This is a genomic window from Bacillus thuringiensis (assembly GCF_001595725.1).
GTDB lineage: Bacteria > Bacillota > Bacilli > Bacillales > Bacillaceae_G > Bacillus_A > Bacillus_A thuringiensis_K.
The window spans coordinates 2,699,111-2,719,011 of the sequence record NZ_CP014282.1; the positions used below are offsets into that span (position 1 = coordinate 2,699,111).

A 19,901-nucleotide genomic window follows, 5' to 3' on the forward strand; every position below is an offset into this window, starting at 1 on the left:
AAAATTCAAAATCCTACTGATAAACAAAAAAACCTCGTTTATCAATAGGATTCATTAGCTATATATAGCGATTATAGCGAACTCCATCACCTATTACTAAAGTCGAACTGATTTAAGTAATATAAATTCCCCTTTTTCTTTAGAAAATTGAACAACCTCTACAATCGCCTCAACATTAATTACTCCGTAAACATGCGGATATTCTTGACCGTTAGAAGCAAGTTCATATTTTACTTCTGCTTTTAATAGAGCTGGATCAATTGTAAGTAATAAAACATCTTCTTCATGCTTGAAATATTTTTCTGCAACTTTTAAAGCTTGATCTAATAATGAACAATGGATAAATCCCTCTTCTATAAGTGATTCTTCATTAATTTCTCCAGTTGTTTTTGCGATTTCCCAATTACTTTTCGTAATTACTTTTGTAATCATAGTGACTCTCCCTTTTTAATTTATGTAATGATATAATAACACTAAATTTTCAACACGTGCTTAATAGATTGGGGACTTATAATGGATAAACCTCTCACTGCATTACAAACTATTATTATACATATGAATAAAAATGAGCATTGGCATAATTTTATTTGTTACTGTCAGCATCGCGAAGCGGGACTTCGAAAATTAGCTTTTAAACATTTAGAGACATTTATTTCAAATGCAAAGAAATGGGAATCAAAAGATCAAGAAGAGTTTGCCATTTCGCTGTTTACTATTTTAGATGCATTAAACGAAAAAGATGGGATCTTAACTTTCTCACTAAATAGTTTTCTAATTGACATTCTATATAGATGGACAGAAAACAACCCATTTGATTCAAGACCTTTTAGATGGATAGGAATTTATATGGACTCTAGCAATAAAGAAGACGATTTAGAAAAATCCCTTCGAAAAGCGATTGAATTAGGTGGTGATACCGAACAAAAAGCCATGATATACCTAGTTTCTAATTACATCAATACTTTAGAATTTGGTACAAATGAATTCCCTTCAGGTTATTGCGGAGATTTAAGCGAATGTATAGAAAAACTTCCCTATATGCTGCAATTAATTAATAGAATTCAGAATAAGAACATAAAGGAGCAAAACATTGGGCAAATACAAGAACAACTACACCTTATTCTAGATTGGTTAAAACATACACAAACTCCAGTAGATGCCGTTCGTGTACGGGAAAAAGGACAAACTAAGGAATTAGAAAAGGTCATTGTATATTATTTACACAACAGCTCAAGTCGTTAATTCATCGTGTACAGAGATAATAAAGTTGTTTAAAAAACGCCAGTCATGTTATTCAACAATCGGGCTATATAACGGAATAAATCATTGTGAAAATTAAAAACATTTGAAATAATCGTCATTAAGTTGAAGCAGAGCGATTGCAGCAAAAGGTGATACGACTTTTTCTTACTTAATAATCGTACGATAGTTAAAAAATTCAACTAATTATATTCCGAAAGGGTGTGTGTAGTATCTTATCAACTAATGTTTTTACTTATAAATCTAAGGATAAAAAAACAGTAATAATTAGAGAAGCTAAAGAACAGGATGCAGAAAGAATACTAGATTCTGCTTCAAAAGCTTTAATAAACGCTCCATACATGCTAAGTACGGTTGAGGATGTAAAAAAGGTGCGTATCGATGCTATTCAAAAAACGTTAAAAGCTTATCTTGAAAATCCAAATTATGTACAGTTTATTGCTGAAGTTGATGGTAAGTTAGTCGGTGCAATAGATTTTAAGAACGGAAACAAAGAAAAAATTAGTCATCAAGGGGCTTTTGCGATGACCATACTACCTGAATATCGAAATTATGGTATTGGAAGAGCTCTTCTAGAAACGTTAATCAATTGGGCTAAAAATAACAGTAAGATTGAAAAAGTTTGTCTTGAGGTAATGGAAGATAATCTAGGTGCAATCCAGTTATATAAGAATCTAGGCTTCTTTGAAGAGGGTAGAAAAGCAAAGGGTGTAAAATTGGATGATAGCTATCAAAATTTAATATTAATGGCTTTATTCGTTTAAAATCGAACACTAATTTCAATATAAAAAGAGGATCTTCATAGTCATCTCCCTGTTAAGTAGACAGTAATAGAAATCCTCTTTTTATATTTATCTCACATTAGCTTGCAGTAAAAATCCCCACTGATTATAGTTTCACTTTATTTTAATCCTTTAATTAAAGGTGACGCTTCTCCACTATAGAAAATCCATAAGTCATGAAGTGATCTCGTACATCCGACATATAGTAATTTTGCATCATGCTTTGTGTTTTTGTAATGTTCCTCATCCACATCAATTAAAAGCACCGCATCAAATTCTAAACCTTTCGCTAAATAGACAGGTACTACTGATATACCACCTTCATATTTACTTTGGTTTGCTTCAATTACGTTTACCGTTAATCCTGCATTTGTTAATTTCACATATATATCACGGCATTCATCTTCTGTTCTTCCGATTACCGCAATTGTTTTCACATCTGCATTTTGCAAATGTTTTACCGTCTTCACAATTTCAGTAAATTGATTTTCTGTATGAATTACTTTCACATCTTCTCCACTGCGGAAGACTGGTGTTGCGAGTCCTACTGGGATTTCTGCATTTTTAATTATTTCATTTGCAAATTCAATAATTTCTTTTGTAGAACGATAACTTCTTGTCAATTCATAATAACCGGTTTCTTGGAATACTTCCTTAAAAGCATTCCAATCTTCAATTCCTTGGTAATCATAAATCGCTTGCGATAAATCACCTAATATAGTGAAAGAATTACCTAATGTAATTTCTTTTAATACATAAACTTGGAAAGGCGAAAAATCTTGCGCTTCATCAATAACAACGTGATGAAACTTCTGCCCGATTTCAATCCCTGTTATACGATGATGTATGTATATTAAAGCTGGTAAATCTTCTACATACACTTCTTTTTTACGACAACTCTTTTCTGTTTCTTTAACAAGTTCTTCAGGTAATACCTCGAGTATTTCTTTACTTTTTACTATTGAACTATACAGTGAAAGAGCACTCATTTTCGGCCAAAACTTCATATATGCGTTCAGTCTCTTAGTCGCTTCTTTTTTAAGTAATTTTTTCTCGTTTGTTTCCCCGAATTTTTTAAGTTCAATTTCAATCCAGCGCTTCATTCGTCCTACTAATCGTTCTCTTCTTTTCTGTAAAGGATAATGTTTATATTCAACTTGCATCCATTTTTTAATATCTTCTACTGGAATAATCGCTCTATCCCACGCCTCAAAATCTTTTGTCGGAACTAACTCATTTTCAAATTGGATCATTCTCTCTTCAATAAACTTCTTAAATTCCAACGTACCCTTTAATTTACCTAGCATTACCTTCTTTTGATCACGATTAATTGAAAATGCTTCTTTCAATTTTTCTTCTGTCTGCTTTAGTTTCACTGAATCATCTAACGTACGTAATGCCCAATCCAGAAACGTTGTTTGACTAATATTCCCTACACCTAATTCAGGAAGTACACTCGAAATGTAGTCTAAAAACAGACTATTCGGCGCAAATATGATCATTCTTTCTGCTTCTAGTTGTTCACGATATTCATAAATTAAAAAAGCAAGGCGATGTAAAGCAATTGTTGTCTTTCCGCTCCCTGCAACCCCTTGAATAAGTAATGGTAAATTTCTTTCCGCTCGAATAATATCATTTTGTTCCGATTGAATCGTTGAAACAATATCCTTTAGCTTATTATCTTTATTCTCACCTAATCGATATAGAAGAAAATCATCGGCATGCGATACATCTTCATTTCCTTTTACATATGTATCAACAACACGTTCAAGTTCTCTTTTTCGAATGGAAATGTTTCGTTTTAAATACACATCACCTTCTACTAACCCATCTGGTGATTGATAAAATGCTAATTCTTCTCCACCGGTAAATGAATAAAACATACTTGCGACAGGCGCCGCCAATCAATAATGATTGGCTTCATCGTGTCCATATCCGAAACCCCTACTTTTCCGATATAAATCGGCATAACTTCTTCTTTTCCATCTTCCTGAAAATCTAACCTTCCAAAGTACGGCTCTTGCACACCAATACGTAAGTTTTGTCTATTAGACTCCCTCATACTTTCAAGAATTTGCTCTTTAAAATCTTCTCCATAATAAACCGGGGTTTTTTCAAGCTTATCCAATTGCTCATCCATCGTATGTAAAGTATCCTTCATTTTTTGTAACTCACCTTCAAATATGTTGCTCATTTCGACGATTCCCTCCTGTCCGTTCTAATTTTTCAGTCGAAGTATCATTGTATTAAAAACCCAATCATAAAGTCAATAGTTTCTGTTTAAATTTTCCGAAAAAACTTATTTTTCATCTTTCTAATTTAAAAAGAATATGCAACATCTAAATCACACAAATACACATATAGTATAGTGATGCATACAAAAGATACTACTTTCTATTTGTCTCCTATTTAATTTATCTATTAACAAATATTGTAAAAATTAAAGACTTTAATCAATGGGCGTTTTACTGCCCACAAATAGTAGGATAAATAAAAGTAAAGGAGGCTCTTCAAATGAATATTTTGAATCTATCTCAAGATTAAATATGCTTCTATCTGGCTGTATCCTTATGGTTTGTTGGTCAATTATGTATGTTGAAATATATAGACTTACAAAATCCGTCTGGCCATGTGTTATCATGCATGCAATCGAGGATGCTGTTCCTACTGTTTTAGTTACAATAACAGGGATTATTACTCTTACAAACAGTAGTGATTTTTGGTTAAATCCTACTAGCGGGGTCGCTGCTACTGTTTTATTTCTCGGAATTGGAATCGTACTAAGAACTATAAGAATAAAAAGAGAACGACAATTATTCACACAATAAAAAGCAGATAATGAATTCGTCATTATCTGCTTTCCAATTTTTAAAACTACCTTATTATATTTTTTGATACATAAGCCAGTCTCCAGAGTCTATCACTTTCTTTAACATCTTTTTATCCTGAGCGATATACACATATGCCTCAATTTCCCTATAAGCAACATATACTGTTTGCGTGATTCGATTATATAAATCAGTCTCCGCATTACCTTTATATTCTTCTAGTTCATCTAACTTACACAATATCTCATCATTTACTACATAAATTTCTCCATACACCTGTTCTTCAATCGAATAAGTCATGGCCGGATATCCTTCGTTCGTATCAAATAATTTTCCATATGTCCAAGCTCTGTCTGCGATGCATGTTGCACCTAGCATATAATGAGCATTCGTTTGTCCTCTTCTTAACGTTCCATAAACGAAAACATGATACATAAATTCTTATCCCCTTTATATGCCTCTACTTTCTTATTTGTAAATAAGCACGAATCATAAAGTAACTCACTTCATTCGGAAGCTGTTCTTTAATAGATTTCAGACCACCATCTGCATTTTGAACGGCAGTTTCAATAAGAGATTCATACTCTGCTGGAACAAAGCTTTGCCAATCTACTTCCATTCCATCCTCATAGCAGCGAATTAAATGGTTTTCGATTGTTTGTCTTGATAAGTTACGTTCTTTTGCAATCTCATTCAAATCAATACCTTGTTTATACATTTCATACGTTTCTAAATGAGAATTTGCGGACGCTTTTCCTGACTTTTTACGCTCTGAAACTACTTCTGTCTTAATCGTTTCAGCATAATTTGGATTTTCCTTAATAAAATGCTGAACTGCTTGTAAGAAGTGCGAGCCATATTTCACAAGTTTGTGTTCTCCGATACCTTTTACCGTCAACAATTCGGAATCACTTTGCGGCATTTTCACACACATATCTTTTAATGTTTGGTCAGAGAAAATAACGAATGGCGGTACACCTTCTCCTTGTGCAATTTCTTTACGTACTTCACGAAGCACTTCAAATAAAGGATGGTCTTGAACAATTTGTCTTGTCTCTACTCGTTCTTTTCGTAAAACATTCTCTTTACCAAGTAATACTTCTTTCCCTTTTTCAGTTACTTTTAACGTCGGATAAGTGCCATGTTCAACTGCAATTAACTCGTCTGAAATTAAAAACTCAATAAACTCACTGACCTCTTTTACACTACGGTTCGATAAAAGCCCATACGTTGGTAAAGTATGAAAATTAAATTCAATAACTTTCTTATTCTTCGACCCAGTTAATACTTGCGCTATCATTTGCTTTCCAAAGCGTTGGTTCGTTCTAATCATGCATGATAAAACCATTTGTGATTCTCTTGTCACATCGATGCTCTCGCGATTGTCTGTACAATTACCACAGCGTCCACAATCTTCTTTCGGTTCTTCTCCAAAGTATTGCAAAATGAATGATTGTAAACATTGTTCTGTATGACAGTAATCGGTCATATTTTGCAATTTTTCAAGTTCATTTGAAAAACGTGATTCTCCAGTTGATTGATCAATTAAAAAACGCTGTACTTGTACATCTTGAGAAGAATATAACAATATACATGTACTATCTAATCCGTCACGACCAGCACGTCCTGCTTCTTGATAGTAACTTTCCATATTTTTTGGAAGCTGATAATGAATTACGTAACGAATATTCGATTTATCAATACCCATCCCGAATGCAGATGTTGCTACCATTACACTTACTTCATCTCGTAAAAAGAGTTCTTGTTGCTCATTTCGATCAATATCACTCATACCAGCGTGATATTTTGATACAGAAACTCCTGCCTTCATTAAATCTTCATATAACTGATCGACTACTTTTCTAGTAGCTGCATATATAATCCCAGATTCCTTTTGATTTTGACGAATATAATCCGCCAAATATGCATTTCGATCTTGCCCTTTAATAACAGAAAACGATAAGTTTTCACGCTCAAACGTTGTCATAATTGTATTTTCTTGATTAATTTCAAGTGTATTACAAATATCATCACGTACTTGCGGTGTTGCTGTTGCTGTTAATGCTAATACGAGCGGCTTTTCTGGAAGATAATCTAATATGCGATGTATATGTAAATAACTTGGACGGAAATCATGTCCCCACTGTGAAATACAGTGTGCTTCATCAATCGCAATCATAGGGATTTTCATATCGATAAGTTGGTCAACAAACTCCATCGAATCAAGACGCTCAGGCGCCACATAAAGTAACTTGTAATGTCCTTGTTTCGCTAATTGAATTCGCTGATTTGCTTCTGCAATAGATATAGAACTATTAATATATGTAGCTGAAATGCCATTCTGTACCAATGTATCTACTTGATCCTTCATAAGTGATATTAGAGGCGATATAACCAACGTCGTTCCTTCAAATACTAATGCCGGAATTTGATAACAAATCGACTTACCGCCACCGGTTGGCATAATACAAACCGTATCTTTCCCATCTAGTACATTTTTAATTGTTTCATCTTGTCCTCTTCGAAACGAAGAATAACCAAAGTAGGACGCTAAAAGTTCTTGTGCTTTAGTAAACAAAAAAGAGTCACCTGCTTTTCTTTATCTTTCATCTACTTCTATTATATCAATCACTTATGCGACTTGAAAGGGATGATTAGATGCTTATTGTTTTTTCATTATTCTATGTTTCTTCACTTATTTAATATGAATTAGCATCATTATTTTATATGTTTTACAGCATTTATAACGTAAATCCAGTACACAAGAAGAAAGATTTTCAATTTAAATGTTCATTTTATTTCCCTTTCTTGAATACTACTAATCGTATACATATAAATTCAGGAGGTTACTATATGAATCATCGTAATATGAGTTCCATCAAGGCAAAAACGAAAACACAAAAGCCCCAATTCTCTAATAATGATGCGTGGAAATATGAATCATACTATAAGTATCAGGCATTATTCTCTTATAAAAAGCTTTTTAATTTTCTTTCTCAACTTTTTAGACGTTAATATATGCACAAAAAATATATTATTCACAGAAGTTTTCTCAATATTAAACGTATAGACTTACTACAATTGAATTGTTAACATATATAATAATCTGTTGGATAAACCCCTTAAGTTGACCTGCTTATATTAGCAGGTCTTTTTCATGATTACATACTTCTGTGCACCTCAATCTCACTTCCACTTCTTTTCTCCATTTTATAACCATATTTAAATCCCAACAATTAATGATAATCATAAATTGTTGGGATTTAAATTGTTCACATATAATTATGCAATTCTTCTTTCTCAATACACAAAAGTCATTTTACTTGTTACTATAAAAGTACTCCAGATGAGTTTTTGCTCATCGACATTATCTAGTTATTGGGACCTGCCGCGGGAAGCAGGTCCCTTTGACTGTATTAAGGTACCAATTTCATTTGGACACATTTACCAGGTTTTTTCAAAAGAATTTTATGATAACATTACGTAGTCGAGTCCGACATCTCGGCAATACCCTTTGAGGGTCTGCAACTTCCCTTGCAGACCCTATTTTACTTTATATTCACTTTATTCATATATACCACAACATCATTCACCTAATTTCTCCATTTCAAATTCCCTAAAAATAATCTAGGACACGTAACTAAAAATAAATGTTTATCATACTTTGAGTTATACATGTTCAAAGGAGTGTTACTATTTATGTATTCTTATTGGCAATCGTATTACTCCCCCTACCATAACCCTTATGTAAACTATGATTTATCCGTACGGAACTACCGAATTAGTAAAAATGAGAATTTTTTAAAAGGGTATATGCGTTCTTTATGGGAACAACACGTCGCTTGGACGAGATTGGCTATTGTAAGTATAGTATTTAATTTACCAGATGTTAACGTTACTGTTGGGCGACTTCTACAAAACGCAACACATATGGGACTATCACTTGAACCATTTTACGGTGAAGATGCAGTGAAAAAATATAGTGCATTAATTAAAGATCACTTAGTAATTGCAGCGGATCTTGTTAAAGCCGCAAAAGCTGGTAATCAAAATGCAGCGGCCGCTATAGAGAAAAAATGGTACGCTAATGGTGACGCAATTATTGAATTTCTTAACAGTATCAACCCATATATAGATAAAGAAGAATTTAGAAAAATGTTTTATGAACATTTAGCACTAACGAAAGCAGAAGCACTTGCCTTCCTAAATAAAGATTATGAAGCAGGAGTAGAACTTTACGATAAAATTGAAAAAGAAGCATTAGAAATGGCCGACATGATAACAAACGCAATCGTAAAACAATTCCCGCAAGTATTTCAATAAAGTGAAACTTTAATCAGAGTAGGTATTACTACTAAGTAATACTTGATAAAAATAAGTCGATTTCCCAACATAAATCGGCTTATTTAGTTTTCTCTCCATGATATTTCACCTCTCCTCTTTACATTTAGCTTATATCGATATATTTTATTAATATCCGTTTTTTATAGGAGGAAATAGTTTGATTAACGCGATTGGTCTAGTTTTTATACTTACAAATAAACACGAGAAAAAAAAGAAAGTTTACTTAAATGAAAAATTTGCACTAATAGATATTATTGATTCTAAAGAAGTATTTGATAATGAAGGGAATCCTTTAGTAGAACTAACATGTAAATACAGTATATATTTAGATGAAAAATATTACTGTAAATCTCTCGATGATTATACTGGACAAGTATTTCCTTTCTTAAGTGCAAAAATAGGAAAAGGTCTTCTAAGAAACTTAAACTACTACTTTTCTTACGTTGATGCCTATGATAAGAAACCACCAGTTAAAGAAATAAGACCACTTATGAAACAAGTAACTAACAGATAGCCAAAAATACAAAAAAGAAAGCATCTAACTCTGGATGTTTTCTTTTTTATTGAAAATTCATTAACTTTCCTACTCTTCTAAAAGTCTGTATCCAAGCATATTTTAAATTAAAAACATTGGAGGATTAGAGTGAATGAAATACTCAGAAACAATTATAAGCAAACGACTTCGAATACTTAAAATGACGGGTATGTTTTTCATGCTAGTGTTAATAGCATGGATTGGCTATACAAAATTACTTTATGAAAACGGCTTTCTTCAAGAAAAAAAGAATTCAGTAGAAGTAATGAACACTAGCATTACAGGAGAAATAGAGCAGCTTTTTCATATAAACTTGCAAGGTTATCGAAAAACAAGCCTTGATGCTGTTATAGAAGCCAGTAAAACCGATCCAAGTGAACTATCCTTAATTGAACTAGTCAACAAATCCTGTTCGCGAGATTGCATAGGTGAACCAGTTACATATGTAAACTCAAACAATGGATATATCTTTTATAAGGAATCTAATGGAACTAATGTAGCTATAACGGTTAAAAAGAAAGACACATGGGTAATTGTAAAGAAATCTGTTCAAGATGGAATATAATCACCCCAAAAAAGAGTACGCATCGTACTCTTTTTTATTATTAATACCCTTCCTCTTCATGCCTACAATGGCATTTCGCTTTTGTTTTACAATGACATTTTTCACACTCACACTTCGGTTTCTCTTTGCAACAACACTCGTGAAAATCATTGCGCTTACATCTACATCTCCCAAACATTAAATCATCCCAAAATTTATTACAATCTTGAAAATGTCCACAATGACAAGTATTTCTCATAAATATGCTTCCTCCTTGATAGAATTCATCATATTCTATGTTTGAAAGTATACAAAGGCTTGTTTATTAGTCTATTTTCTCCATATTATAAGTAGAGTTAAAAGATTAAATAAAAATATTTAATTCCTTTCATATCTAACCAAGCAGTTGCTTTGTCCAGTTCGTTCCCTTGACGATAATCTGTTTCGAAATACACAAGCCCTTGGTTATCTCCACGAGATATTATTTTAGAAGTATATCCAAGCTTATCCATCATTTGAATCATGTCAGAAATTAAATTTACACCAAATTCATAAGTAACTACTTTGTTATATTTATTCACTATAATTCCAACCCCTTCTTGTTTTTTTATCGGCTCAACAATTTGATTTGTAAACCAAGCTAACGGCTTATTTCCAATCAGCTTATTTAAATCACACTTGCCGATACCAGCCACATTGCCTGTCTCTATGTATTGCCAAATATCACATGGATACGCCGGTTTGTTACCACCATAACGAGGAATCCATACAAAATCACAATTGACATTTGCCATTCCAAATGGAGCATACATATGATGAGCAATATATAAACCGACTTTCTTAGCTCCTAATCTGCGTAATTCATCAATAAAAGCTTGTGCACCCGCTCTCATATCGTTCATTGTTCTTACTTCTACGTCAGCTACCCAAACTGTTGCATTTTTATCACCACGGTTCCAAAAGTCTCTTGCTTCTATCCGTGCATCCTCTACTGAAACGAAACGACAGAACGCATAATTACCAAACGGAATATTCCTTGCTTTCATTGCTTGTACATAATTTTTATATAAAGGATCTACATAGTTTGAACCATCTTGCACACGTACAATTACGAAATCTAATTGTGGTGCTGCGATATCCCAGTTAATGTCGCCATTCCATTTCGAAATATCTACAATATAACCCATTATTTAACATCTCCTTTTTCATTATTATATTCAAAGCTTGTTTTTTTGTTATTATCAACTAATAAATAGTATGAGAGGTATTATATTATTGGGTAATAATTTAAAATTCGGCTTATGTATTGAGAAAACAAAATATTATTACGGGTTTAATAAGTAAAGATTTACAAAACTCTAAACTATATAAAGTGAAACGATAATTAGTAGGAGGCTACGAGCAGTGTAATTCCCACCTAATTTCTTAGCTTCATCCGAATTTTGAGGTGAGAATTTTACCGCCCACAAATAGCTTGATAAATAAAACCACCTTTCTGACAGGTGGTTTTGTGTACTAATTTACATATAAATTTTCCATATTTTTATAGTTACTTAATATACTTGTTAACTAAAAATAAGACAATTTTTAGTTTTTAATCAAACCAATTTTCGTTTTATCTCACGTACTCATAGTACCATTTACGTGCATCTAACCAAGCTGTAAATTTATCGATATTCCCGGACGGATAGCCATTCGTTATAGCATAACCAATGCCATCTTTTTGAACGACAATTTGTCCATCAATACCCGCATCAACCATAGCTTGAGCCAAAGCTTGTAAATTACTAAATGCTACACCACCAGTTTTTACTTTGAGCAAATTCGCTGCACCTCCTCCAGTTTGTCCTGTAAGAGCAAATACAATAGAATTAGCGATTTTATCAACATTCCATTTTGCCATGTCGGATTCATTATCAATAAACCCTAATTCAATAAGAATAGCCGGTGCCTTCGTTCCATTTAATACTGCTAAATCTGTACGTTGTTTCGCACCTCGATCACGCCATCCAATATCTTTTGCTAGTTGAGCTGAGATTTTAGCCGCCAAATCTTTCTGATCATAATATAAAACCTCAACACCCTGTCCATTTCCATCACTTGCATTAAGATGAAAAGAAATAACTAAATCCACAGCATGGGAATTGCTATTCCGAATGATATTATTTAAATTTTGTGATTGAGTTGCCCCTACCTCGTCCGTATCGTCATAAACCGTGTGTCCTAGGGCTCTTAACTTAGCCGCCACGGCATCTTTAACTTGCCTATCTAGAACGTGTTCTTTCCGATTCCCGAAATTAGCACCTTGAACAATACTATTGTGTCCTCCGTGCAAACTATATCTAGCCATTATTCATCAACATCTCCTTTCTTAATATCTTATTCAAAACTTGTCTTATTGCTATTCCCACTTACAATCTTAACTGTGCCCATACGTCCTATATTTTCTAAAAGTGACGCAATTTGTTTTCGATATAGAAAAGCTATCGCTTCATAAATCGAATGATTTATTCTCTAAATTACTTTTACATGAATGACGACACGAACAAAAAAGCATCACCCTTTCGACGATGCCTAAAAACTCTATTTTACTTTTCAGCTCCCTAAATAAATAGAGTTTAAAATCACTGAAACTACACCTATATTTCCTCCCCTTCCTTCACAGCTTCTTTCAACCTCTGCAACATATACCCAATTCCTTTACACCCCTCTAGCGGATATGTAATCATTTCTTCTGGATATAACTTTGTCACTACTTTTTTATGCTTCTTCCCTGCTAGTAAGACGATTTCGTCAAACTGTAGTAAACTTTTATCTACCATCTGTTTTTGTAATTGCTCTATACTTATTACCTCATCGCTTTTTGAATCAAATGCAAGATCATAGTTTTCTAATACAATATCACTTGGTCTTAAAAATCCATGTTTCGCTGATAATATAACCCAGTTTTCGAAAAACATAGTTGCGTACGCCTGACATGCTTTTCCGAACGGACTAATATATACATCTTTTGCTTCCATCGGTCCGTAGTCTGAATGTTTATCCCAAATTTTCTTTTTTCCGCATGGAATTATACATAGCCTTTTCATATATATTTCTACTCCCTTTACTTTGGTAAATAAAATTCGTTATTTTGTACATTTTTTTCTCGAAATACTATATAATAATTCTGAAAGTTAAAATTACACATTTTACCATATGCGTACTATAGATTACTCTCATTGCAAATATTATAATACCATAAAAAATTTTTCATTTTTTCTTCAAAATAATGAAACTAAATTATAATACAAGTATGTATTAATAAAACAATAAGGGAGGTTCATAAAAATGAAAAATATTATCCCTGCACTATTAGTCTATTTTATCGTTTGCGTTATTTCCGTTATCATCCCAGCATCTGAAGGCTATAATTATGTCGGCTGGAAGTTATTTGTTGGGCAAGTGTATGCGATACCTATTTTCTTCATTACTACGATAATCACATTTTATATAAACAAGAAAAAATCTTACGAATAAACGATTATAAGGATAGCTAACGCTATCCTTATTTTAATTCGTTAATCAAAACTTTATATCCTTTCTTCTAAAAAGTTAAACGCAACATCTGTATTTCAGCGTTTAAACGCAGTTCCTCCGAAATCCAGCTCTCTAATTTTGAAACAGATGCAATATTTTTTCAAAAAGCCCCTGTAATTTACTTTTCAATACTTCCATATCATTAAGCATACACAATGCGACTGTTTAAAAGTTAAAAATTTCTGCTTATTATAAATAAAAAAGGACAAGTAGCCAATCTGACTACTTGTCCTTACTGTTCATCTGTACGCAATACGATTAAGCTTGGAATGCTTCTGTTAATACTGGTACGATTTGTTTTTTACGAGATACAACACCTTTTAAAGTAGCTGTATTGTTTTCTAGTGATACGTTGTATGCTTTCTCAACAACGTTTGCTGCTTTACCGATCGCAAGACCGACAGAATCGTTAGTTAAGATATCAGTTACAACGAATAAGAATAGGTCTAAACCTTTTTCTTCTACTACTGCAGAAATTACTTTTTCAAGTTCCGCTTGGTGTACAAGAACGTCGTTTGTATCAACAGCGTTTACTTGTGCGATTTCAACTTTCGCATTACCCATTTGGAATTCTTTAGCATCAAGAGAGATTAATTGCTCCATTGTTTTTCCGCTTAAGTCAGCACCAGCTTTTAACATTTCTAAGCCGTAGTTATCTGCATCTACACCAGCGATTTCCGCTAATTCACGAGCAGCTGCTACATCTTGTTCTGTGCAAGTTGGAGATTTGAATAGTAAAGAATCTGAAATGATTGCAGATAACATTAAACCTGCAACTTCTTTACGAATTGTTACGCCATTTTCTTTGTACATTTTGTTTAAGATTGTAGCTGTACAGCCAACTGGCTCACAACGATAGTATATAGGATCGCTTGTTTCAAAGTTAGCAATACGGTGATGGTCAATAACTTCTAACACACGAACTGATTCGATATCGTTAGCACTTTGTTGACGCTCGTTATGGTCAACTAAAATAACGTTGTCCACTTCGCTTGCTACTGTCTCAACAAAACGCGGTCCTTCTACTTTAAAATAGTCTAACGCAAATTGAGTTTCACCGCTGATTTCGCCTAAACGTACAGGCTCAGCATTCATTCCTAATTCTTTTTTCAATTCTGCATAAGCAATTGCAGAACAAATTGCATCTGTATCTGGGTTTTTATGCCCGAAAACTAGTACTTTTTCCATGTTTTCCACCTCTTCATGAAAAGGATATCTTAAAGAAGCAAATATGACAATATTTAAAGCATATTTTTTTATAAATAATTGCACTTTCTTCTATATTTTTCATCATTTTCATAAAAAAAATCATCTAAAATGAATTAGATGATCGAAATGTATGTTTCAATTAAAATAATGTAGGAGCTTGCACTACATTGTTAAAAGCGAAATTTGAGGATAAGCCATTATTCAAAAGGTTTACATCTATAACTTGATAAAACGCATTTCCAGTGTCTGCAATTTCCCAAACAGCTAAAATAAGATGGTATCCACTACGGTCAGTTGGTACATTCGCTTCGTGCGTTACTGTTGTCCCTGGTCTAGCTCCACCGTCATTTTTCACATAGAATGGCACTAAATCTAAATCTGATCGCGTCAAAGGTTTATTGGGATTCCAACCTTTTTTCGTAATATAGTATTTCCACTCTTTCGTACTATGAGGAGCCGTTAGTTTCCACTTGAATGTATTCGTCCCGCCATTTAACGTAACTTTCTTCCACCTATCTACAGTTTGAACATCTAAAGCGGGAAAATGACCAGCCCCTGCAATTTGTCCATCAGAAGGTCCTAGTTGCGGAAATCCACCTATTCCTTCTACGCTTTGAGGTTCATATTGAATCGGTCCACAATTTACATTTACCCCTTGCTTACATAAATAAGATCGGCTCGCTGGTGATTCTACATATCCATGAGCTGAAGCCTTTTCTGAAAATCCAAATGTTAATAATCCCGTAAGTAATACGCCACCACTTAAAATAACTTTCTTCATCTTTTGTAAACTATTCTTTTTCATTCTTTCATCCCCTTCCCATAATAAAGCGAAAATAACTATAGTTGGCTAGTCATCTTCTCTACATTTATTATAAGACGAGAATCATTACTAAAAGAACCCTCTAAAAACTTTCTCAAATTCATTTAGTGCGTTAATTAGATTATAATTAACTATTTTAACACCGCCAGAAAAATATAGACGGTGTTAAAAATAGTCGTTTATTATTCACTTACTAATAATTAAGCACTCTCCCCGTTTGATTATAACTTAAATGTTTTTATAATAAAGAACCGTAGCATCTAACTTTCCATTCGTAGAAATTGCATACCCTGGTATTGTTCCAACTTCTTGGTAGTCTAGTGATTTGTACAATTTATTGGAAGGATCTCCTTCTCTTGTATCTAATACTAAAAGAGACCTGTTTTCTTGCTTTGCTCGTTCCTCTGCTTTTTGCATAAGCGATCGTCCAATACCGTTTCGTCTAAAGTTTGGATGAGTCATTAATTTGCAAATCTCGGCTCTATGAATTCCGTTAGGCTTAGTAACTAATTGTAATTGAATACTCCCTGCTACTTCGTTGTTTATTTTAGCCACATACAATATCACTTCTGGCGCTAATACTGTTTGCCAATACTTTGTTGCATCTTTTTGTTCCAGTGGAGGCAAAAAACCAATTGATGCCCCATCATTTACAACCATTTTCAAAAGTTTCGAAAGTTCTTCTATATCATTTTCTAGTTTCTTAATTTCTTCAATTACTAAATTCCGCATTACTTTTCCCCCTTTTGTTTCATTGTAACAATTTTTAAAGAAGGAATAATGAAATAATAAGAGGAATTTATAGTTAAGATATGATTTTTTGTGAAAGGATAACGATATGAAATATATATTAGATAGAACGTACGCAAAAGAATTACTCGAATGGGCATATGAACAAAACCCGGGCCCTTGGTTTGAACATTCACTACATGTTGCTCATGCAACTGAAAACATAATTATAGAACTTATAAAAAAAGGGTACAAGCTAGATGCTGACATAGCATATAACGCTGCCCTTTTGCATGATATCGGAAGATACAAAGGTTTTACCAAATCGGTCATTCATTCCTATGATGGTTATATGTATATGAATGATTTAGGGTATACAGGAAACGCTGTTATTTGTGTGACACACTCATTCCCATGCAAAAATGAACATATAGATATCGCAGCGGAATGGAGTCTCGTTCCTGACCATATGAGAAGCCGGTTAGTTGAAATATTAAATGAACATTGTAACTACGACTTATACAATAAAGTAATTACTCTTTGTGACGCTCTTGCTGATGCGGATGGCTTTACTACGCTGGAAAGAAGATTAATTTCTGTTGGTTTGCGTCATGGTACAACATCTCATACATCTTTACATTGGAAAGGGTTTTATGCGATTAAGAAAGAATTAGAAGCTTTAATCGGTAAGAGTATATACACAGTTCTTCCTGATGTAGAAAAATCTATTTATGAAGATATAGAATATTAAAGTAAATACAAATTGAAAACGATAAACTTTGTATGTATGTTTCTAAAAGACTCTTTCAAAAATGGAGGGATTTCTTATTAGTAAAATAGGATTTGACTTGATAAACCTTGAGGGGAATTTTGAATTTGAATATGAAGATATAAAAAAGATTTCTATAAGATGTAAATTTTCTAACTGTTCACATACAAACGAACCAAACTGCGCGGTTAAAAGAGCTATCTCTGACGGTGCTCTTTCTGAAGAAGTAGTTAACAGTTACTATAGAGATTTTAATGAGGCACATTATGTTTCTAAACAGAAAAATAAAACAAAAGCCATTGATTATATGAAGCAATTGAAGCTTTTTACAAAACCTTAAAATTAAATAAATAGTTGTTATTTCTCATTCCTACTAAATTTAAAATTCTCCCATTATTGTATAACCATAAATTGAACCCATCCTAGATAATTTTTATACTCAAATTTAATTTCACATAAAAAACGTTTTAAACATAAAGTTTAAAACGTTTTTTTATTCAATGCTTTTGATTTTTCAATTCTGTTAAACACTCTTGCACTAAAGTTACCGCTTGACTCATCGCAGCTCCGCCAGCAAATGCTGCTGAAACACCACATGCTTCTAGAATCTCTTTATCCGAACATCCTTGATCAAGACAACCTTTTGTATGATAAATTGTACAATACTCATCTTGCGTTGCTAAACTAATTCCTAATGCAATAAGTTGTTTTTCTCTTTTTGTTAAAGAACCCTCTTGAAAACAAGCTTGCGTGAACGCATTATATGTCTCAGCGATTTCAGGAATTTGATTTGTAAAACTACCTATACCTTCTTTATAATGATGTAGAATATCATTTATCGAACTATGTTGCTCATGTTCCATCTTATTCCCTCCAGTCATATTATCCATACTTATTGTAGTATGTGATGAAATGGAGGCAATATACCTTCTTTTAAATTAAGAATTTTCAATTAATTTTAGTTATAATTTTAAATTATCATCGACAATAACTTTTTCTCTAGAACTTTTTCTTTCAACCTCTTTACTTCTTTCTTCCCAAAATGTTAATCCTTCAATCCCCACATTTTTAGGATTAAATACTGGATCTTTCCCTTCTTTTTTCTGCGTTTCATAATCTTTTAACACTTTTAATGCGGTTTTACTTAAAAGTAAGATTGCGATTAAGTTTAACCATGCCATACTACCGATTCCTAAATCTCCAAGATTCCATAAAAGCGACGCTGATTCAACGCTACCGATGTAAACCATAATTAAAAATCCAAATTTTAAAACTGGTTTTAACCAGCCATACTTCAGTTGACGATCTAAATAAGTAAGTGTCGTTTCAGCGATATAGTAATAAGCGAGTAACGTTGTAAATGCAAAAAAGAAAATCGCAATTGAAATAAATATTGGACCAAACCCTGTTATCACAGTTTCAACTGCTTGTTGTGTATAAATTGGACCAGCTTCCACATTTCCTATGTTTTGTACAATGGCGGTTTTCCCTTCAGGTATAACATTATACATACCTGTTATTAAAATCATAAGAGCTGTCGCTGTACATACGACAATTGTATCGATATATACGGAAAACGCTTGAACTAATCCTTGTTTTGCGGGATGCGATACTTCAGCAGCCGCCGAACTATACGTCGCTTCTCCGACACCAGCAACGTTTGAAAATACAGCGCGTTTTACGCCCCATGCAATAGCTGCACCAACAATTCCACCAAACATTTCATTTACACCAAATGCGCTAGAGAAAATTAAAGCAAACATACTTGGAATCTCCGTTACATTCGCAATTAATATGATACATGTAACAATTACATAACCAATTGCCATAAATGGAACAAGCATTTGAGAAACGCCAGCAATTCTCTTTACACCACCAAAAATAATTGCTGCTAGTAACACGACTAAAAATATACCAGTTATATATTTGCTAATACCATTAGAGTTTTCAAATCCAACTGCGATACTACTAGATTGAATACCTGGTAATAACACGCCATATGAAAGTGTTACAACTACTGCTACAATGACTGCAAACCATTTCATTTTCAAACCTTTCTCAATGAAATATGGAGTACCGCCGCGATATTCATTCCCTACTTTACTTTTGTATACTTGAGATAATGTTGATTCTACAAACGCGCTCGCTGCCCCTAACAAAGCCATTACCCACATCCAAAATACAGCTCCAGGACCGCCGAAAGCAATTGCTGTCGCTACCCCTGCAATATTACCAATTCCAACTCTTCCTGATAAGGCTAAACAAAATGCCTGAAAAGATGATATTCCCGTCTCTGAACTCTTTCCTTCAAATAATAGTTTAATCATCTCTTTAAAATAACGGATTTGCAAAAAGCGTGTTGCAATCGTGAAATATACGCCTGCCCCTAATGCAAAAACAACTAAACCGATACCCCACACTTGCCCTACTAACCATTCTACTAAATTCTCCATCCAAATCCCCCTTATCATTCTTTGGAAAAGCAATTTTGTATATAAA

General features: G+C 33.3%; 21 protein-coding genes, 2 pseudogenes and 1 riboswitch. Of the genes and pseudogenes, 10 read left to right on the forward strand and 13 right to left on the reverse strand.

Features of this window, described 5'->3' with window-relative positions; all coding sequences use genetic code 11:
• Nucleotides 1–38 precede the first annotated feature (38 nt).
• A riboswitch (Fluoride riboswitch) is annotated at nt 39–100 on the reverse strand.
• Nucleotides 97–432 carry a DUF952 domain-containing protein gene (locus tag AXW78_RS13580; protein ID WP_000629083.1) on the reverse strand — a complete coding sequence of 112 codons (336 nt, stop codon included), beginning with the start codon at nt 430–432 and terminating at the stop codon, nt 97–99. Its footprint overlaps the riboswitch before it by 4 nt.
• An 81-nt stretch (nt 433–513) precedes the next feature.
• On the opposite strand from AXW78_RS13580, the gene AXW78_RS13585 reads away from it, so the two are divergent.
• On the forward strand, nt 514–1,242 hold the full coding sequence (locus tag AXW78_RS13585; protein WP_061884272.1) for a hypothetical protein: 729 nt from the start codon (nt 514–516) through the stop codon (nt 1,240–1,242).
• A gap of 221 nt (nt 1,243–1,463) precedes the next feature.
• Nucleotides 1,464–2,024, forward strand: coding sequence for a GNAT family N-acetyltransferase (locus AXW78_RS13590; protein ID WP_180986081.1), 561 nt, complete (start codon nt 1,464–1,466; stop codon nt 2,022–2,024).
• A gap of 137 nt (nt 2,025–2,161) precedes the next feature.
• On the opposite strand, the pseudogene AXW78_RS13595 reads toward AXW78_RS13590, so the two are convergent.
• Nucleotides 2,162–4,236 (reverse strand): annotated as a pseudogene (locus tag AXW78_RS13595) (HelD family protein).
• A gap of 319 nt (nt 4,237–4,555) precedes the next feature.
• On the opposite strand from AXW78_RS13595, the pseudogene AXW78_RS32285 reads away from it, so the two are divergent.
• Nucleotides 4,556–4,870, forward strand: a pseudogene (locus AXW78_RS32285) (CPBP family intramembrane glutamate endopeptidase); the annotation flags it as partial.
• A gap of 54 nt (nt 4,871–4,924) precedes the next feature.
• Here AXW78_RS32285 and AXW78_RS13605 read toward each other — a convergent pair.
• Both AXW78_RS13605 and recQ read right to left on the reverse strand, forming a co-directional pair.
• The gene (locus AXW78_RS13605) at nt 4,925–5,305 is read right to left on the reverse strand and encodes a gamma-glutamylcyclotransferase family protein (protein WP_000274902.1); all 381 of its coding nucleotides are present in this window, start codon (nt 5,303–5,305) and stop codon (nt 4,925–4,927) included.
• 25 nt (nt 5,306–5,330) lie between these two features.
• The gene (gene recQ / locus AXW78_RS13610) at nt 5,331–7,448 is read right to left on the reverse strand and encodes a DNA helicase RecQ (RefSeq protein ID WP_000494267.1); all 2,118 of its coding nucleotides are present in this window, start codon (nt 7,446–7,448) and stop codon (nt 5,331–5,333) included.
• 275 nt (nt 7,449–7,723) lie between these two features.
• Here recQ and AXW78_RS34435 point away from each other — a divergent pair, with 275 nt between their 5' ends.
• The 4 genes from AXW78_RS34435 (at nt 7,724) to AXW78_RS13625 (ending at nt 10,314) form a co-directional block, all read left to right on the forward strand.
• On the forward strand, nt 7,724–7,885 hold the full coding sequence (locus AXW78_RS34435; protein WP_001016536.1) for a hypothetical protein: 162 nt from the start codon (nt 7,724–7,726) through the stop codon (nt 7,883–7,885).
• Between the two features lie 684 nt (nt 7,886–8,569).
• Nucleotides 8,570–9,193, forward strand: a complete 624-nt coding sequence (locus AXW78_RS13615; RefSeq protein WP_000287736.1) for a hypothetical protein — start codon at nt 8,570–8,572, stop codon at nt 9,191–9,193.
• A gap of 178 nt (nt 9,194–9,371) precedes the next feature.
• On the forward strand, nt 9,372–9,728 hold the full coding sequence (locus AXW78_RS13620) for a hypothetical protein (protein WP_000606234.1): 357 nt from the start codon (nt 9,372–9,374) through the stop codon (nt 9,726–9,728).
• Nucleotides 9,729–9,861: 133 nt separating this feature from the next.
• Nucleotides 9,862–10,314, forward strand: coding sequence for a hypothetical protein (locus AXW78_RS13625; RefSeq protein ID WP_000877572.1), 453 nt, complete (start codon nt 9,862–9,864; stop codon nt 10,312–10,314).
• Here AXW78_RS13625 and AXW78_RS34440 read toward each other — a convergent pair whose 3' ends face one another.
• The 4 genes from AXW78_RS34440 to AXW78_RS13640 all read right to left on the reverse strand — a co-directional run bounded on the left by AXW78_RS34440 (nt 10,315) and on the right by AXW78_RS13640 (nt 13,382).
• Nucleotides 10,315–10,488 (reverse strand): hypothetical protein, encoded by a 174-nt coding sequence (locus AXW78_RS34440; RefSeq protein ID WP_000503012.1) that lies wholly within the window; start codon nt 10,486–10,488, stop codon nt 10,315–10,317. It abuts the gene before it with no gap.
• A gap of 161 nt (nt 10,489–10,649) precedes the next feature.
• On the reverse strand, nt 10,650–11,480 hold the full coding sequence (locus AXW78_RS13630) for a GH25 family lysozyme (RefSeq protein WP_061884273.1): 831 nt from the start codon (nt 11,478–11,480) through the stop codon (nt 10,650–10,652).
• 428 nt (nt 11,481–11,908) lie between these two features.
• Nucleotides 11,909–12,643: an N-acetylmuramoyl-L-alanine amidase gene (locus tag AXW78_RS13635; RefSeq protein WP_000135279.1), complete on the reverse strand. Its 735-nt coding sequence runs from the start codon at nt 12,641–12,643 to the stop codon at nt 11,909–11,911.
• A 289-nt stretch (nt 12,644–12,932) separates the two neighbouring features.
• A complete protein-coding gene (locus AXW78_RS13640) occupies nt 12,933–13,382 on the reverse strand; it encodes a DUF6884 domain-containing protein (protein ID WP_000824872.1) in 450 nt (149 codons plus the stop codon).
• Nucleotides 13,383–13,623: 241 nt separating this feature from the next.
• On the opposite strand from AXW78_RS13640, the gene AXW78_RS13645 reads away from it, so the two are divergent.
• Nucleotides 13,624–13,812, forward strand: coding sequence for a DUF4017 family protein (locus AXW78_RS13645; RefSeq protein WP_000789486.1), 189 nt, complete (start codon nt 13,624–13,626; stop codon nt 13,810–13,812).
• Between the two features lie 318 nt (nt 13,813–14,130).
• Here the strand turns inward: AXW78_RS13645 and ppaC are convergent, their stop codons facing one another.
• The 3 genes from ppaC to AXW78_RS13660 form a co-directional block, all read right to left on the reverse strand.
• Nucleotides 14,131–15,060 (reverse strand): manganese-dependent inorganic pyrophosphatase, encoded by a 930-nt coding sequence (gene ppaC / locus AXW78_RS13650; RefSeq protein WP_000416865.1) that lies wholly within the window; start codon nt 15,058–15,060, stop codon nt 14,131–14,133.
• A 160-nt stretch (nt 15,061–15,220) separates the two neighbouring features.
• Nucleotides 15,221–15,886 carry a lytic polysaccharide monooxygenase gene (locus AXW78_RS13655; protein WP_000742279.1) on the reverse strand — a complete coding sequence of 222 codons (666 nt, stop codon included), beginning with the start codon at nt 15,884–15,886 and terminating at the stop codon, nt 15,221–15,223.
• Between the two features lie 246 nt (nt 15,887–16,132).
• Nucleotides 16,133–16,636 (reverse strand): GNAT family N-acetyltransferase, encoded by a 504-nt coding sequence (locus tag AXW78_RS13660; RefSeq protein WP_001245253.1) that lies wholly within the window; start codon nt 16,634–16,636, stop codon nt 16,133–16,135.
• 106 nt (nt 16,637–16,742) lie between these two features.
• On the opposite strand from AXW78_RS13660, the gene AXW78_RS13665 reads away from it, so the two are divergent.
• The gene (locus AXW78_RS13665; RefSeq protein WP_000874109.1) at nt 16,743–17,384 is read left to right on the forward strand and encodes an HD domain-containing protein; all 642 of its coding nucleotides are present in this window, start codon (nt 16,743–16,745) and stop codon (nt 17,382–17,384) included.
• A 61-nt stretch (nt 17,385–17,445) separates the two neighbouring features.
• Nucleotides 17,446–17,742 (forward strand): P-loop NTPase family protein, encoded by a 297-nt coding sequence (locus AXW78_RS13670; protein ID WP_061884274.1) that lies wholly within the window; start codon nt 17,446–17,448, stop codon nt 17,740–17,742.
• A gap of 157 nt (nt 17,743–17,899) precedes the next feature.
• Here the strand turns inward: AXW78_RS13670 and AXW78_RS13675 are convergent, their stop codons facing one another.
• Complete coding sequence (locus AXW78_RS13675; protein WP_002005224.1) at nt 17,900–18,292, reverse strand: carboxymuconolactone decarboxylase family protein; 393 nt, start codon at nt 18,290–18,292, stop codon at nt 17,900–17,902.
• A 72-nt stretch (nt 18,293–18,364) separates the two neighbouring features.
• A complete protein-coding gene (locus AXW78_RS13680; protein ID WP_000429510.1) occupies nt 18,365–19,855 on the reverse strand; it encodes an alanine/glycine:cation symporter family protein in 1,491 nt (496 codons plus the stop codon).
• Nucleotides 19,856–19,901 lie beyond the last annotated feature (46 nt).